This window comes from Brevibacillus sp. (assembly GCF_003521185.1).
Classification (GTDB): domain Bacteria; phylum Bacillota; class Bacilli; order Brevibacillales; family Brevibacillaceae; genus Brevibacillus; species Brevibacillus parabrevis.
Genome location: NZ_DOTK01000038.1, coordinates 40,642 through 56,388, shown reverse-complemented (window position 1 = coordinate 56,388; position 15,747 = coordinate 40,642). Strand labels below are relative to the sequence as shown.

16 protein-coding genes are annotated in these 15,747 nt (G+C 53.8%); 8 read left to right on the top strand and 8 right to left on the bottom strand.

Going from position 1 to position 15,747, the window contains the following annotated elements:
* Window positions 1-67: 67 nt before the first annotated feature.
* From DEP07_RS11505 to DEP07_RS11495, 3 genes are all read right to left on the bottom strand, one after another.
* Window positions 68-946, bottom strand: coding sequence for a M23 family metallopeptidase (locus tag DEP07_RS11505; RefSeq protein WP_173599607.1), 879 nt, complete (start codon window positions 944-946; stop codon window positions 68-70).
* Between the two features lie 157 nt (window positions 947-1,103).
* Window positions 1,104-1,580 carry a chemotaxis protein CheW gene (locus DEP07_RS11500; protein WP_173599608.1) on the bottom strand — a complete coding sequence of 159 codons (477 nt, stop codon included), beginning with the start codon at window positions 1,578-1,580 and terminating at the stop codon, window positions 1,104-1,106.
* 201 nt (window positions 1,581-1,781) lie between these two features.
* Complete coding sequence (locus tag DEP07_RS11495; protein ID WP_122964824.1) at window positions 1,782-2,303, bottom strand: ADP-heptose synthase; 522 nt, start codon at window positions 2,301-2,303, stop codon at window positions 1,782-1,784.
* Window positions 2,304-2,415: 112 nt separating this feature from the next.
* On the opposite strand from DEP07_RS11495, the gene DEP07_RS11490 reads away from it, so the two are divergent.
* Window positions 2,416-3,081, top strand: coding sequence for a TerC family protein (locus DEP07_RS11490; RefSeq protein WP_122964825.1), 666 nt, complete (start codon window positions 2,416-2,418; stop codon window positions 3,079-3,081).
* A 160-nt stretch (window positions 3,082-3,241) separates the two neighbouring features.
* Window positions 3,242-4,408 (top strand): tryptophan synthase subunit beta, encoded by a 1,167-nt coding sequence (trpB, locus tag DEP07_RS11485; protein ID WP_063230105.1) that lies wholly within the window; start codon window positions 3,242-3,244, stop codon window positions 4,406-4,408.
* Window positions 4,409-4,474: 66 nt separating this feature from the next.
* Here the strand turns inward: trpB and DEP07_RS11480 are convergent, their stop codons facing one another.
* Window positions 4,475-5,563: an HD-GYP domain-containing protein gene (locus DEP07_RS11480; RefSeq protein WP_173597778.1), complete on the bottom strand. Its 1,089-nt coding sequence runs from the start codon at window positions 5,561-5,563 to the stop codon at window positions 4,475-4,477.
* A 142-nt stretch (window positions 5,564-5,705) separates the two neighbouring features.
* On the bottom strand, window positions 5,706-6,323 hold the full coding sequence (locus tag DEP07_RS11475) for a MerR family transcriptional regulator (RefSeq protein WP_122964828.1): 618 nt from the start codon (window positions 6,321-6,323) through the stop codon (window positions 5,706-5,708).
* 252 nt (window positions 6,324-6,575) lie between these two features.
* Here DEP07_RS11475 and DEP07_RS11470 point away from each other — a divergent pair, with 252 nt between their 5' ends.
* The 3 genes from DEP07_RS11470 to fabI all read left to right on the top strand — a co-directional run bounded on the left by DEP07_RS11470 (window position 6,576) and on the right by fabI (window position 8,420).
* On the top strand, window positions 6,576-7,301 hold the full coding sequence (locus tag DEP07_RS11470) for a ZIP family metal transporter (RefSeq protein WP_242775018.1): 726 nt from the start codon (window positions 6,576-6,578) through the stop codon (window positions 7,299-7,301).
* Window positions 7,302-7,372: 71 nt separating this feature from the next.
* Complete coding sequence (locus tag DEP07_RS11465) at window positions 7,373-7,519, top strand: hypothetical protein (protein WP_167470312.1); 147 nt, start codon at window positions 7,373-7,375, stop codon at window positions 7,517-7,519.
* Window positions 7,520-7,646: 127 nt separating this feature from the next.
* Window positions 7,647-8,420, top strand: coding sequence for an enoyl-ACP reductase FabI (gene fabI / locus DEP07_RS11460; RefSeq protein WP_063230109.1), 774 nt, complete (start codon window positions 7,647-7,649; stop codon window positions 8,418-8,420).
* 124 nt (window positions 8,421-8,544) lie between these two features.
* On the opposite strand, the gene DEP07_RS11455 is transcribed toward fabI, so the two are convergent.
* Entirely contained in the window at window positions 8,545-11,019 is a 2,475-nt protein-coding gene (locus tag DEP07_RS11455) for a UvrD-helicase domain-containing protein (protein WP_281868020.1), read from the bottom strand.
* Between the two features lie 98 nt (window positions 11,020-11,117).
* Complete coding sequence (locus tag DEP07_RS11450) at window positions 11,118-12,488, bottom strand: hemolysin family protein (protein WP_281868021.1); 1,371 nt, start codon at window positions 12,486-12,488, stop codon at window positions 11,118-11,120.
* Window positions 12,489-12,732: 244 nt separating this feature from the next.
* Here DEP07_RS11450 and DEP07_RS11445 point away from each other — a divergent pair, with 244 nt between their 5' ends.
* Entirely contained in the window at window positions 12,733-13,506 is a 774-nt protein-coding gene (locus DEP07_RS11445) for a YitT family protein (protein WP_281868022.1), read from the top strand.
* A 33-nt stretch (window positions 13,507-13,539) separates the two neighbouring features.
* Window positions 13,540-14,448 carry an MBL fold metallo-hydrolase gene (locus DEP07_RS11440; protein WP_122964832.1) on the top strand — a complete coding sequence of 303 codons (909 nt, stop codon included), beginning with the start codon at window positions 13,540-13,542 and terminating at the stop codon, window positions 14,446-14,448.
* On the opposite strand, the gene DEP07_RS11435 is transcribed toward DEP07_RS11440, so the two are convergent.
* Entirely contained in the window at window positions 14,418-14,777 is a 360-nt protein-coding gene (locus DEP07_RS11435; RefSeq protein WP_122964833.1) for a hypothetical protein, read from the bottom strand. The genes DEP07_RS11440 and DEP07_RS11435 overlap by 31 nt on opposite strands.
* A 108-nt stretch (window positions 14,778-14,885) precedes the next feature.
* Here DEP07_RS11435 and DEP07_RS11430 point away from each other — a divergent pair, with 108 nt between their 5' ends.
* Window positions 14,886-15,731: a PHP domain-containing protein gene (locus DEP07_RS11430; RefSeq protein WP_122964834.1), complete on the top strand. Its 846-nt coding sequence runs from the start codon at window positions 14,886-14,888 to the stop codon at window positions 15,729-15,731.
* Window positions 15,732-15,747 lie beyond the last annotated feature (16 nt).

Below are 15,747 nucleotides of genomic sequence, written 5' to 3'. Positions count from 1 at the left end.
GTCGCCCCCTCCTACTCGATTTTGAGCGGTCGGTTGAGCGATGCTAGGGGCGAAGGAGCGGGGCGATTCAGCTGCCGACGAACATGCCCTGGATGATCGGTTCCTTTTCCGAAAAGCGAATCGGGATGGAAATCGCCGTGTACAAGTTCACGGCATTCGACACTTGAAAATGCAAGTGAGGCTCGCTGGAGTTGCCAGAGTTGCCGCAACGTCCGATGATTTCTCCTGCCGACACGATGTCGCCGGGCTTGACCGTGATGGAATGCTGCTTCAGATGGGCGAGCAGGCTGAACTCGCCCTGCCCGTGATCGATCTCGACGAAGTTTCCCGCAGGCTGTTCCTCGTTCATCACGCCGACTGGCGCGTTGTCCGGCACATCGCTTGCGACCTTGACCACTTTTCCGACGCACGGAGCCACGATGGGCTGATCAAAAGCGTAATAGCTCTCGTTGACAGCAGGATCGCCGTGACAGGAGCGCCCTTCTTTCATGATCAAAAAGTCGTAGGCGTAACGCTGGTTGTCGTAGGCGTAGTGATAGTTGATCAGTTCGTTTTTCCCGCCCCAAAAAGTAAACCACGTTCCCTGAAAAGGCAGGCGGTACAGATGGCGGCTGCAAGCCTGGTCTGTGTCGGGATGAGACGTCAGGTGGGAAAGGCGCAGCCCGTGAATGATCCCGTCTGCATCGATGGCGGCAGACAAGCCCTTTTGTCCGTCGCAAGCCGTCCAGACGAAGCGCGTCATCGCATTCAGCGGCACGACAGACAGTGGCTGTTCCTCGTAGCATTCCAGATCGCGATGAAAATCGGCGGCGAAGGAAATAAATTCTTCCCTGCTAACCTCGTCCCGAAAAGCGCTGCTGCACATGTCATACAGCGCCGAGTATTGTCCGCTGCTCAAAGCAAGCGGGATGGCACGAGCCAGCGGGAAAAGCGGGTGAGCAAGCATCGAAAATCACGCTCCGTATGCAAAAAATCTCAACAGCTAGTACGAACCAGGTCGCGCTCAAGTTTCCTGGCGTGACATCCTCGGCAAAAAGGAACAGAGTCAGCAAAAAACCAGTACCAACGACGTGTACTGGTTTCCTTCAGCCATAAATGTCTGCTTATTTTTTCCACTGACCAAAAATTTCATCGATATTCAGCAGCATGATCAGCTTGTCATCTAGACGGGCAATGCCTTGCAAATACTTGCCCTCGACACCCGCCACGATAGGGGGAGCCGGTTCGATCAGGTGCTGCGGAATGTTCATGACTTCGGATACCGCATCGACGATGATCCCGATGTTCAGCCCTTCCAGCTGCAAGTCGACAAAGCGGGTGTCGTCTGTTTGTTCCAGCGGCTCCAGGCCAAACATTTTGCGCAGGTTGACGATCGGCAAAATTCGTCCGCGCAGGTCAATGACGCCTTCTACATACTCAGGCGATTTGGGGAAACGGGTGATCGGCAATGGCTTGATGATTTCGCGCACCAGCGCGATGGACAGCCCGTAATACTCACTTCCCATTTTAAACAAGATCGATTGGGCCGTTGCAGCTTCCCCCTCCCAATCTGTGCCGCTGTTTCGCTTTGTCAGTTCCATCTATACAATTCCTCCCCGGACCACTTTCCTATGTCTTTACCCATATTGTACCATGGACAAACCTGTTGGGCGGCATTTTTTCCATCTTCGTGCCCGGTTTGCCAAGCGAGCAATTTTTCTTAGGAGAAACAGCCATAATAGAAAACGAACAGACCAACAAGCGAAAAGGCTCGTCAGTCTGTTCGTCTGTTTTTTGGCGCATTACGGCTCGCGCAAGTCGTTGAGCGAAATGCCTTGCTCCAGGGCGAAATCAAAATCATCCACATCGTAAAATTGAACAGGCACGATATATTCCAAAATCCGATCCTGAAAATCGGGCTGGTCTGTGAGCAGCGGGACTTCAAAGCGTACGGACGTCAGCAAAAGCTGCGTCTCGACAGGATCAAATATTTCTCCCCACATGGCATTGTCCTCTACCTTGATGACGGTCAGCGTAACGCCGTTCGGAAAGGCAAAAGGAACTTTCGACCAAGGGGCAATCAGTCCTTTTTCCAGTCGTTTGCGATTGAATGGATCGGCAAAAAACTGGCTCATTTCCTGCATGATCCGGCGCACATACTGATCGTCACCGGAGTAGGGCATGATTGGCTCAGGACTCTGGATAAATTCGTCCAATTCATAGATTGTCGACGCGGGTATCAGATATTCTACTGGTTGCGATGGGACCATCAACTCCCCGTAGATAGCCAACATAATCGCTTCAATAACGAATTGTTTCGACATTTCGACAACCCTCCTCGTTACCATCATACTGAAATCGCGGAGTGACAACAAGCCCGGACAAGCTGTTCATGGCAGTAGCAGAACCGAGTAAACCGAAACGGAGGAACTATCCTTGGTTGATCCTGACTTCTTTTCTTCGCTCTTGCTGATTATCACCATCAACATCGTCCTCAGCGGAGACAACGCAGTCGTCATCGCGATTGCTTGCCGCAGGCTGCCTGCCGAGCAGCAGAAAAAGGCGATCGTTTGGGGAACGACGTTGGCTGTCATCGTGCGGGTAATTGCGACGATTCTCGCTGTGTACCTGTTGAAAATTCCTTATTTGTATTTGATTGGCGGGACGATTTTATTGTGGATCAGCTACAATTTGTTGCGCGAGGGAGACGATCAGGACGACATTGATGCCAGCGAGGATCTGGTTTCTGCCGTGAAAACAATCGTGGTCGCGGATATCATGATGGGGCTGGACAACGTGCTTGCGATCGCGGGCGCAGCCCAGGGAAACATTTTGCTGATTGTCATCGGGCTACTCATCAGCGTCCCTCTGATGGTCTTTGGCAGCCAGCTGATCCTTCGCGTGATGGAGCGGTTTGCTTGGCTCGTCTACTTCGGCTCGGGTGTGCTCGCACTCGCCGCGGCCAATATGATTTTGACGGAGGAAACGGTTCGGGCCTGGGTCGATCCGTATCCGGGGCTGGCTTTTTTGGTCAAAGCGGTGTTGGTTTTGGCGGTATTGCTGTTAGGGTACAGGCAGCGCTCAAAAGGAAAAGCGAGTTGACAAGCGGGAGGAATGAAGCGGGAAGCAGCGCGTTTGTGCTCCCCGTTTTTTGTGAAAAGGAAGTTTCAGAATAAACTTTACATTCATTGACAAATCCGCTTTCTATCTTATATGATTGAAAAAATTAGAAGAGTCTAGTTTTAGCTGAGGAGAGATGAGCATGTCATTGACAGAACAGACGAAAAAAGGATACTTTGGCGAATTTGGCGGAAGCTTTGTGCCGCCGCAGCTTCAGGAAGTGCTGGATTATTTGGCGGAGCAGTTTGAGAAGTACAAGGACGATCCCGAATTTAACGAAGAGTTCAAGTATTACCTGAAAGAATACGTGGGGAGGGAAAATCCGCTGACCTACGCCCGTCAGCTGACAGAAAAGCTCGGCGGCGCGAAAATCTACTTGAAACGCGAAGATTTGAACCATACAGGTGCACATAAAATCAACAACGTCATCGGGCAAATCCTGTTGGCAAAGCGCATGGGCGCGCATCGCATTATCGCGGAGACTGGCGCGGGGCAGCACGGTGTAGCTACCGCCACAGCTTGCGCGATGTTCGGCATGGAATGCATCATTTACATGGGTGCAGAGGACATGAAGCGCCAGTCCTTGAACGTGTTTCGGATGGAGCTTTTGGGGGCAAAAGTCATCGGGGTGTCCAAAGGACAAGGCCGACTGAAGGACGCCGTCGATGAAGCGCTGAACGACCTCGTGGAAAACTACGAAAATACGTTTTACTTGTTGGGCTCCGCTGTAGGGCCGCATCCATTCCCGACGATGGTCAAGCACTTCCAGGCGATCATCAGCGAGGAATCCAAGCGCCAAATTTTGGAGAAGGAAGGTCGCCTGCCTGATGCCGTGATCGCTGCGGTAGGTGGCGGAAGCAACGCAATCGGTGCGTTCGCGCATTACATCGACGAGCCTTCCGTGCGCTTGATCGGCGTCGAGCCTGATCAGGCACCGACTTTGAACGAAGGGGTTCCGGCAGTGCTGCACGGGTTCAAATGTCTGGTGCTGCTCGATGAACAAGGGGAACCGAAGAAGACGTACTCGATTGCAGCCGGTCTGGATTACCCGGGAATCGGCCCGGAGCACAGTCAGCTCAAAACGAGCGGACGAGCCGAATACTACACAGTGACGAACGAAGAGGTGCTGGCAGCTTTTCAGGAGCTGTCCAAGGCGGAAGGCATCATCCCAGCGCTGGAGAGCGCCCATGCAATTGCCCATGCCCTCAAGCTCGCCCCGACGCTTTCGCGGGAGCAGATTTTGATCGTCAATCTCTCGGGTCGAGGCGACAAAGACGTCGAGCAAGTGTTCCGTCTGTTGAACGAATAGTTGCCCATATAAAAGAAAAGAGCAGCCTTCTTCCAGCGAAGAGGCTGCTTTTTTATAACAACGTATCTATAGCGTTTTGACGATGGTCACGCTCATCCAGTCTTTGTCGTACAGGTTGATCTCAAAAGGAGAAGCGACCTCTGAGCCGTCCTCGTTGGTCAGGATGCGAATGATCGGCCGATTGACCGCGAGCGGATTGACCCGCGAGACGACCCCTGTATGCCCGGAACTGAGCAAGACGGTAGAGGAGATCGGAAAAATCGCGACATGCTGCAAGAACAATTTGAGCAGGTCGAGGTCAAAATACGTGTTCCCCGAAGCAAACAAATACTCGGTCGCATCGCTCGGCGAGTAGCTTTTGCGAAAAGGACGCGGGGAGATCAGCGCATCGTACACATCCGCGATCGCGACAATCCGCGCGTATTCGTGGATGTTTTTTTCACAGAGCTGACGGGGGTAGCCTGTCCCGTTGTAGCGCTCGTGGTGTTGCAGCGCACAGTGCGCGGATACGACAGAAATATTGTGCTGGCTGCGCAAAATGTTGAAGCCGTCTTCCGTGTGGTATTGCAGGCGCTGCCGTTCTTCGACGGTCAGTTCCTTGCGCAAGCTCCACAGTTCCTTTGGCACCTGCGTCATTCCGATGTCGAACAGCAGAGCGCCAATCCCCAGCTCCATCATTTGCTGCTGGTTGTAGCCTTTGGCCAGACCGACGACTCCTGCGAGCACAGCAACGTTGACGGCGTGGTGAAAAAAATAGCCGTCCATGACATGAAGATTGGACAAATTGACCAAAACGTCTTTGCGGCTGCTCAAGTCCTGCATAATTTCCCGGAACACCTTTTGAAAGGTGCTCCCGAAATCAGGAAGGGATGTGCGGCGCTTGATCTGCGGCTGATCCATCAGCGTCGTCATTGTTTTGTAGACGGTATCGACGGCTTCTTTGCGCGTCTCGTCGCGGATCGTGTCTTCGGGTATGATGTCTTCGGTGCGCTTGTCCTGAATGTAGAGCGTATCAATCCCCAATTGTTTGAGACGTTCAATGTAGCGTTCAGTCAGTTGTACACCCAGACCTAAGAGGACGTTTCCGTTTTCCTGAAAAATGCTTTTGGCAATGATATCTCCCGGCTTTACTGAAGTAATATGCAATTTTCTCACAACGAAAGCCCCAGTCCTTTGTCGATAGAATGTAAATAGTCCTGATTTTCAGTCACATCGTATAGTCTAATTCTATCATATGGAAAGACCGGGACACTACCGCTTCCTGTCACTTCGCCAAATTGTCGTTTTTTTCCACTTGTTACTGCTCGGCGGCGCGGTCGGAGCGGGTAAACCAGCGGAACGGATTCAACGACCAGCGCGGCTCGTGACGGGCGTAGCGCTCCTTGCGACGAGTCAGGCGCTGCTGCATCAAATCCATTTCAAATGTGACGCGGCGCATCTCCAGGCGCAATGATTCCTGCATTTCCTCGATATCCGCGATCTTTTGCAAAATGGTCGATTGCATGCTGTTCAAAGACGACAGCTGCGTCAGTTCCTGCTGAAACTTCACCAGCGTCTCGTGGACGGCAAGCTCCATTTCCCGCATGCCGGACTCCACCTGGGTGCCCGCACTGAAAGCTACAGCCGTTTCTTCCGCGCTGGCGCACTCCTCGACTGCCAGCATTTCTTCCGACAAACGGCCTTCATCTATGAGCTGTCGCTGAATTTCTTTCAGGGAGCTGTTTCCGCTATCTTTGCGCTCTTTTACTTCTCGCAGCAGGGCGAAGCCTGCTTCACTGATCAAATAGTGACCCTGCGGATTTTTCAGACGTTCCTTGACAGGTACGAACAAGTCCAGCCAGTTGCGCAGCGTACGAACGTGCACGTCAAGGCGATCAGCTACCTCTTTCGAAGCCATCCAAACTTGTACATCCATCCCGAATCACTCCTTTTTCCCCTGGGTATTCCCGGTGGACTCATTATAGCACCATTTTTTTCCGGGTAAGAGAGAATCGACAAAGGTTCTAAAAAGTAGTGGCATTTCGTCTGATTTGGACAGACCGTTGTTTTTTGTCACAGAGTCGCGAGCAGGACGAAATGGCTGCTTCCACTCATAATGGCCCGGACAGGCGCGTACATATGGAGGGAATACACGTCCCATACTCATGCGGGATGAGGAGAGGACTGGATGATGCAACCTGTCTTTTGGGTAGTTTTGCTTGCGGCCGCGCTGGCAAGCTGCGTGGGCGGACTGTTGCTTTGTCTGCGCGTCTGGTCGCAAAAGGCATTGTTCGCCATGATCAGCGCCGGAGCGGGCCTGCTTTTGGCGATTACGTTTCTGGACTTGATGCCGCACGTGCTCCAGGGCGCGAATATGCGGATGATGCCGTTTGTGCTCGTCGGTTTTGCGGCGATGTTTGCCCTGGAATTGCTCGGGAAAGCCGGAGGAGAAATCGGTTCGACAAGCATCATCGGTGTCGTAAGCGGATTTTTGCTGCACGCCTTTGTCGAAGGAGTGTCGCTTGTGGCAAGCTTGACGGTGGATTCGGAGGTAGGCATGTCCGTCCTTTTGGCTATGCTGCTGCACAAAATACCGGACGGGGTCACGGTCGCTTCCCTGATGCTCGCGGCTACAAACTCGCGGAAAAAAGCGCTCTGGGCCGCGACCTCCCTGGGGATTGCCACGATTGTCGGAGCTTGCAGCTTCGGAGTTGCCGAGCGTATTTTTCCGCCGAACTGGTCGGATGTGATGCTTGCGATGACCACGGGAATTTTCCTGTACGTGTCGGCCAGTCATCTGGTGCCATACATTGTGCAGGCGAGGCGAGCGGAATACGGTGTCTACTTTTTTGGTTCCGTCCTGGTCTATATCGTGTTGTCTGCTTACTTGCACGCGAATCATCTTCATGCATAAACCAGGGCGCTCCTTGCCAGCCTAATGAACAGAATGGCATGACAGATTGACGCAAAGGAGCCTTGGTGAGCATGAATGAACAAAATCGTAATCAAGTCGACGAAACCGCGCAGGCGGCGAGCGAGTTCCCGGTCATGGGAACTTCCCTGAATCCTTTTGACGAAGCGTGGGGGACGTTCGTTCCCACCCCGAGCGAGTCTTCGGCGGCGACCGAGTAGTTCGCCAAAGCTGATGAAGCCGATGTCGAAACGAAGCGTTTCCTGCTCTTTTCACGCGCCCCTCTCGTAACGAAGGACAAGATCGGTTATAATGGCGGGGAATAGCTTGGGAAGGGGCGAATACATAATGAATACACTGTTGCAAGGCAAAAATATCGTAATCATGGGTGTAGCGAACCACCGCAGCATCGCTTGGGGCATTGCCCAATCTTTGCACAACGCGGGAGCGAACCTGATTTTCACCTATCAGGGAGATCGCCTGCGCGAAAACGTAGCAGAGCTGTCTGCCAAATTGGGCAAGGAATCTTTGCTGGTGAACTGCGACGTGACCAAGGACGAAGAAGTGGAAGCAGCATTCGCGACGATCCGGGAAAAAGTGGGCGTCATTCACGGCTTGGCACACTGCATCGCGTTTGCCAAAACAGAGGAGCTGGAAGGCGAATTCGTCAACACTTCCCGTGACGGATACGCATTGGCACAGGATATCAGCGCGTTCTCGCTGGTAGCGGTAGCGCGTGCTGCTCGTCCGCTGATGACAGAAGGCGGAAGCATCGTGACCATGACTTACCTGGGTGGCGAGCGCGTGGTGCAAAACTACAACGTCATGGGCGTGGCAAAAGCGGCGCTGGACGCATCTGTACGCTACCTCGCGAACGACCTCGGCAAAGAGAACATCCGCGTGAACGCGATTTCTGCTGGCCCGATCCGTACGCTGGCGGCAAAAGGCATCCGCAATTTCAATGCGGTCCTGAAAGAAATCGAAGAAAAAGCTCCGCTGCGTCGCACGATTGACCAGACAGAGGTAGGCGACACGGCCCTCTTCTTGTTCAGCAATCTCTCCCGCGGCATCACGGGCGAAATTTTGCACGTAGACGCTGGCTACAGCATCATCGGCGGCTAAACGAATAACAGGCTCCCTCCGCTCGCATACTATACAAAAATGCGACGAAGGGAGCCTTTTTATGTTTCCGTTGATTACAAACATGGAAGAATTTTTGATTTACATGGGCGGCGGCTTTCAGTATTTACCTGCCCATTTCGGAGACGAAGCGGGAGGGGCGGGTCTTCCGGCCGAAGCGCTCCCGGGGGATACCGATACACAAACTGCGCCGGGCACGGGTAATCGCAACGTATAGGAGACGGCGTTCTTCTTCGATGGCGGTCGTCTGCCCTTTGCGCAGTTCATCCAGCGTGTACTCGTGAGGGAGAGCGCCTTCCACCAGGTCTGGCAGGAAGACATGGTCGTACTCCAGCCCTTTTGCCCGATGAATGCTTAATACGTGAACAGCTTCGCCCGGGAGTGGCCGCATATTGCGCCACTCTTTTTCTTGTCGCGTCATCTGCTCGATGTAAGCCAAAAAGTCGCTGATCGTGGCGTGCCGCTTGGCGGCGGCGAGAATTTGTTGCAGCTCGTCGCTCCAGCGTTCCCGGCCATCTTCCCGGTCACGGGCCCGCTTTTTCAAGTAGTCGCGCAGCTTTCCGTCTTCGTAAATCAGTTCCAGCGCCTGGGCAGGAGGGCAATCCTTGCACGCGGCGAGAATGTCGTTGATCACTTGCATATGCTTGCGCTGGTACGGTTTGAGCTGTGTCAGGTGCGGGAGGATATGCAAAACGGGCTTGTCCTCCAAAATGGATTGGCTGCGCACGGCATTCCATGTCTCGCCGGAAATGTACAGCGTCGGCAAGATTTCCCTGAGCGCATCCGTGTCGTCCGGATTGAGCGCCAGCCGCAAGTAGTGCAAAGTCCAGCGAACCGTCTGACGCTGGTAAAACGACTCTTCCTCCTGGGTGTAGTGAAACGGGATGCCCGCCTCGCTCAACCGCTCCAAAAGCGGGCGCGTCGACTCGTTTGTCCGGTAGAGGATGGCGCATTCGCCTAAAGCCGTTCCTTGCTCGCGCCGATGGATGATTTCATCCACGATCCGGGATGCCTGCTCTTCTTCGTCGTCCGGTTCAAACAAAAACGTGTCGCCTTCCTCGCGGTGGAACGAACGGCACGCCTTGTCCCAGCGGGCGCGATTGTGGCCGATGAGCGAATAGCCGAGACTGACGATGGAAGAGTGAGAGCGGTAGTTCACTTCCAGTGTAATCGTAGAGGCTTGGGGAAAATCTTTGGTGAAGCCCAATATGTACTGGGGATCACTGCCGCGAAAGCCGTAGATCGACTGATCGTCATCGCCAATGACGCACAGGTTGTTTTGCGGTGCGCACAGCAGCTTGACCGTCTCGTACTGGATGCGGTTAATATCTTGAAACTCGTCGATCATGACGTGGGTAATCCGCTCCTGGTAGCGCTGCAGCAAGTTTTGATTGTCGCGCAAAAGCTCGTAGCAGCCGAGCAGCATGTCGTCGAAATCAAACCATTGGTGCTTTTTCTTCGCTTCCTCGTAGAGCGGATACAGCTGCGCCGCCCGCTTTTCCGCATCGGTCGCCAGTTCACGGTAGGCAACCTCACGCGGGAGGATGTATTCGTTTTTCCAGCGGCTGACGATGCCGAGCGCTTCGGTGATGTCAGTTTCTTTTAAGGCAGCCAGCTCGTCGTGTCCGAGCAGCGACCCGGTTTCGCGCAGGAGCCGCCACTTTTGCCAGTCTTTTTTCAAAAGCCGCTGCTGATCCCAATTGTTCGGCTGATGGTGCAAGAGCATGCGGTAAAAAATACTGTGAAACGTTCCGGCAATCAGCTCGCGGGCCTGACCGGACGGAAGCTGTCTGGCAATGCGCAGACGGATTTCTTCCGCGGCTTTCGTGGTAAAGGTCACGACCATGATCCGGTTTGGCTCCACACCGAGATCTTTGATCAGGTGGGCGGTGCGCGCTGTCATCACGCGGGTCTTGCCGCTGCCGGCTCCGGCGAGAATCAAAAGCGGCCCATCTGTCGCATGCACAGCCTGCTGCTGCGTAGGATGGAGCGGTTGGTCAAGCTGTTGCTCCGCCAAGTGCGCAATCGTCTTTTTCGGCATGAAGCGCTTGCGAAAGACCGGGGGCTTTGGCGGAGGCGGAGCTGGTGTGACGCTGCTGCCAATCGTCCGTTTTTTCGGGAGGCGAAAGGAACCGATCGTTGTGGTGTCGGTTTCCGTTTCCGTGCGATCGTCTTCGCCGGATGCTTTTTCCGTCGCGCGGCCGAGCGAATCGTCAGCTGGTGCGCCAGTTGCAGAGCTTGTACCATCTGCATCTGCTGGCGTATGCTCTACAGCTGCGTCAGTGCTGGCGACAGCAGCGGTGCCAGTGACGATAGGGTGGAGCGCAGCCGCGGCCGTCTCGTCCAACGCTTGCAGCCACTCAAAAGTGGCAGGACTGTTTTGCGGCAAAAGCGGACAGTCTGTTTCCAGCGAATGCGCGAAATAAGGCTCAAAGCTGATGCCCGCAACCAGGCGCAACGGGGAGCCGCAGGCCGGACAGCGAACCTTGTCCTGTCGGGCTGCCATGCGCCAAAACGGTATGCGGTTGTAAGTGTCAGGCTGCAACAGGATGGGTTTGTTGTCTAGTAACGCATAGTTCATGTAGGCACCTCGAAAAAACAGCTTCTTTGTCAACGGTCTGACTGTGGAAACAAGAAGTGCCCCCTGGCTTGAAGGGGACACTTGCCAAATGGTGTTCGCTATGACTGGGCGTGCAGCAAAATCGTGTCCTCCGGAAGTGCGGCCGATTCTTCCTCATCCAGATGGGTGATCGCCACGCGTGTGATCCGGTGATTTTCCAACTCGCTAATTGTAAACAGATAGCCTTCGTACATGACGGCTTTGCCTGATGCCACTTCTTCGTTCAGTTGGCTGTAGAGCCAGCCGGCAATCGTATCGACCTCATCGGAGACGATCTCGATCGTCAGAAAATCGTTCAACTCGCTCAAGAGTGTTTTTCCAGAAACCGAGAGGGCATTGCTCGCACTTTCTTCAATTTCAGGCCGTTCATTTTCGTCAAATTCATCCTGAATGTCGCCGACAATTTCCTCCAGGATGTCTTCCATGGTCAAAATCCCTGCTGTGCCGCCATACTCGTCGATGACGATCGCGATTTGCGAGCGGCGCTTTTGCATGAGCCGCAGCACGTGGCTGATTTCCATGGACTTTGGCACCGTAAGCAGGGGACGAAGGAAATCGTTTAACTCGGCTTTCCCGGTTGTCAGCGCCGACAGGAAAAAGTCGGAAGTGTGCACGAAGCCAATCAGCCTGTCTTTGTCTTCATGGGCGACAGGGAAGCGTGAGTGGCGGGATTCCCGGATGATTTGCAAATTTTCGTCAAACGTGTTGTCATCGTACAAGCAAATCATGTCGATGCGCGGGATCATAATTTCCCGGGCAAGTCGTTCGGAAAAATCAAAGACGTTGTCCACCAGGGCCATTTCTGTCTGGTCGATGTGGCCGCTCTTATGGCTCTGATTGACCAGCAAGCGTATTTCTTCCTCCGTGTGGGCCGGGTCGCTCTCCGTAGCAGGCTCGATGCCCAAGCGGCGGATGAAGAGGTTGGCCGCTCCGTTCAAAAACCAGATGAGCGGGTAGCTGAGCTTGTAGAAAAACATGAGCGGAGCAGCTGTCCAGAGCGAAGTCGCTTCCGCTTTTTGAATCGCGAGCGATTTGGGTGCAAGCTCTCCGAAAACGATGTGCAAAAACGTAATGATAGCAAACGCGATGGCAAGAGAAACAGGGCCTACCATATACGGCGGGAATTGAAAGTATGCCATCATGGGTTCGACGTAATGGGCGATTGCAGGCTCACCAACCCAGCCTAATCCAAGCGATGCCAGCGTGATGCCGAGCTGGCAGGCAGACAAATAGGCGTCGAGCTCCCGGGTGACCTTTTGCGCGTAGTGGGCACGCTTGTTGTTGCCCTCACTGACGAGCTGGGCCAAACGAGTTTGGCGAACTTTAACCAGCGAGAATTCTGCTGCGACGAAGAAGCCGTTCAAAAGGACCAAAAACACCACGAGCAGCAGATTCAGCGTAATCTCCCCTATCGGACTCTCCAAGCGCACCTCCAGCCTTCCGCGGTGCGAAAGGTGGAGAATTCACCTCCGTTACGCTAATTGTATTTTAAATGTACGAACCAAAAGGAATAAACATTCGTAACTTCCTTGTTACAGGTAAGTATACCAATAGGTCAACCGAAGAGTCAAAACGTTCCGATTTGCCCGGGCGCATTTTGCACATTGTCCGGACATACGGGAATCCCTCGATTCATACACATAAACGAGCAGTTGTCCGAGGGAGGGGAGGCGTGTGTACTGGCTGCAAAAAAGCGTGGCGATCGTCATGGGGAGCGTACTGGTTGCCATTGGCGTCAATCTGTTTTTGGTGCCGCACCGCCTCATGGACGGAGGGATGATCGGGATCGGGCTGTTGGCGACGTATTACATGCAGTGGCCGCCCGGGATAATCATGATTGTCGTCAGTATTCCGGTGTATGTCATCGTGTTTTTTTACGATCGTCGGCTGTTTTTTCACAGTTTTCACGGGATGCTGATCTCAGCCTTTTTGATCGATGTCCTGTCCGATTTGCGCGATTTCAACAGTTGGTCTATGGCGATTTCGTCTGTAACGGGGGGCTTGCTGATCGGCATGGGAGTAGGCTTGATGCTCGCCTTCGAAACGAATACCGGAGGAACGGATCTGGTAGCGCAATTTTTGGCCCGGCGCTTTCGTCTGCCTGTGGCTTTGCTGATCCTGGTGATTGACGGTCTGATCGTGGCCTGCTCGCTGCATACGATCGGACTTGTGCGCACCGCCTTTTCGCTGCTGACAATCGTCGCCGTCGCAGCCACGACACACATGTTCAGCGGGATCGGGCGTCCGCACCCGCCCTATACCATCGTTGGCCCGCTGCACACTTTGCGCGCAGAGCGGAGCAAAGAACGGTTGCGAGCCTTTCCTGTCTTGCCGGTTTTTTACAGGAAAAGACAACAGCTCGCATCTGTACGCGCAAAACAAACCGGAAGAACCAGGGCAGGGGAAGCAAAGTTTTTGGAGAAAATAAATAGGAAAAGGATGAAATGAGGGGCGAACATTGTGTCTACACATACACCGCAAATGATTACGGAGCGGGTCGGCTATTTTCCCGGTCACGTAAACATCGGGTTGGTGATAGGGGAGAGCGGGGCCATCCTGATTGATTCCGGGCTGGAGGCGCAAACGGCGAAGAAAATCAAAAAAGGGCTGGACGCGATAGCCCAGCCCTTGTGCGCGATCATTCAAACACACGCTCATGCCGACCACTTCGGAGGAAACGCCTACCTGCTCGGATGCTGGCCCGAAGCCAAAGTATACGCACCACCGCTGGAAGAAGCGATCATTCGCTATCCGATTCTGGAACCCATCTACTTGAACATGGGAGCAGAACCTCTTGCCGATTTGAAAAACAAGTTTTTGCTGGCGCAAGCTTCCCGGGTGGACCACCTTCTTCCATTAGAAGGAACGATTGCAATCGACGGTGTGCCTTTTACGATCCTTTCTCTGCCGGGGCACAGCTATCAGCAGGTCGGTCTGATCTGCGACGACATATGCTTTGCAGCCGACAGCTATTTGGGTGAAGAAGTATTGGAAAAGCACAAATTGCCGTTTCTTGTGGATGCGCATGAGACGATGAACAGTTTGCACAAGCTCCTCGCGACCACATGCACAGGATATTTGCCAGGTCACGGAGCGTACACCACCTCCTCTCAAGGTGCGGTGCACAAAAATATGGAATGGCATGAACGGATTTACGCTGTCATCGAAGACATTTTAAGAGAGGAGCGCGGAGTAGAAGACGCTCTCGCCCTCCTGTGTGAACGCTTGCACATTTCCATAGAAAACGCCGGAAGCTACGCCTTGTTTCGGACGGCTTTCATGGGCTATCTCGTCGGACTGGTAAAAGAAAAGAGAGTGACCTATCGGTTTTGTGCCAACAGATGGTTGTGGAGCACGGTTCAGGATGGACCAGACGAAGAAGAGAGATAATCGGCAATTTCGGCCAATTTATGCTCGGCTGCTTCCCGAACGGATTTGGGGATGAAAAAAATCTCTTCAGAGGTGTTCATATAAAATTTTGCTTCCAGATACGGATGGCCCAGCTTGACTGTCATCTCGCCTTTTCCAGTGGACGAGGTGGTAAAATTGGTGGGAATGCGCAGGAAATACGTGCTGCTGCTGGCAGAATCGTACATGACGACATCGTACGTGGGCATGCCGTCCCCGCCTGATCGGTGAAACCCCTGCTGTCTGAGCATTTTGTCGACATAGGAGAGTGGCTGCACGACACCGGTCAGGGTCTTGTTTTTTAACCGCATGGACATCCTCCTCGGCTCAACCTGTGAGAAATTCGGGTTTGCTACCATCCTATGTGCGGTGGGCAGATTTCAGACTTGAAGAAAAAGAAAAGAAGGAGTGGAGAAAATATGCTGTTGCAAGCAGACTTACATACACATACGAAGGCGTCGGACGGGACCTGCGAACCTGCGGAAAACGTGCGCCTGGCGAAAGAAGCGGGACTTGCCGCTCTGGCGATTACCGACCACGATACAGTGGCGGGCGTGGCAGAAGCGATCGAAGCGGGAGCGAGGCTCGGGGTGGAAATCATTCCGGGCGTGGAAGTAAGCTCGGTAGGAAACGGGCAAGACATTCACGTGTTAGGCTATTTTGTTCCATATGAGGATCAGGCGTTTCAAGAGCGACTTGTGGGCTTGCGAGAAACGCGCCACCAGCGCAACGAGTTGCTGATTGCCCGCCTGCAGGAGCTGGGTATTTCGATTACGCTGGAAAACGTCTACCGCCGCAAGCAAGGCACAGATAAAAACATCGGTCGCCCGCATATTGCCGAAGAGCTGATCGAGCTGGGCGTCGTGGCCACAATCGAAGAGGCGTTTGACAAGTATTTGGGCAAAGGGGGAGCGGCTTACGTCAATCCTCCGCGCATCTCGCCTCAGGAGGCGATCACGCTGATCAAGGAGGCGGGCGGCGCGGCTGTGCTGGCGCATCCAGGTTTGTATGACGATGACGAGCTTGTACGCGAGCTGATCGTCTTCGGGCTGGACGGCATCGAAGTCAACCATCCGGACAACGATGAGCTGCAAAAGCTGCGCTACAGCAAGTGGGCACAAGAGCACGGCCTCGTCGTAACAGGCGGTTCCGACTTTCATGGCTGGCGCGGCGAGGAGCCTTTTCACGCCATGCTCGGCTCGCACACGGCGCCGACAGAGGCGGTAGAGCAGTTGCGTGAGATTGCTCGGAGGCGGAAGGGGTAATTGGAGCAGATGGGTT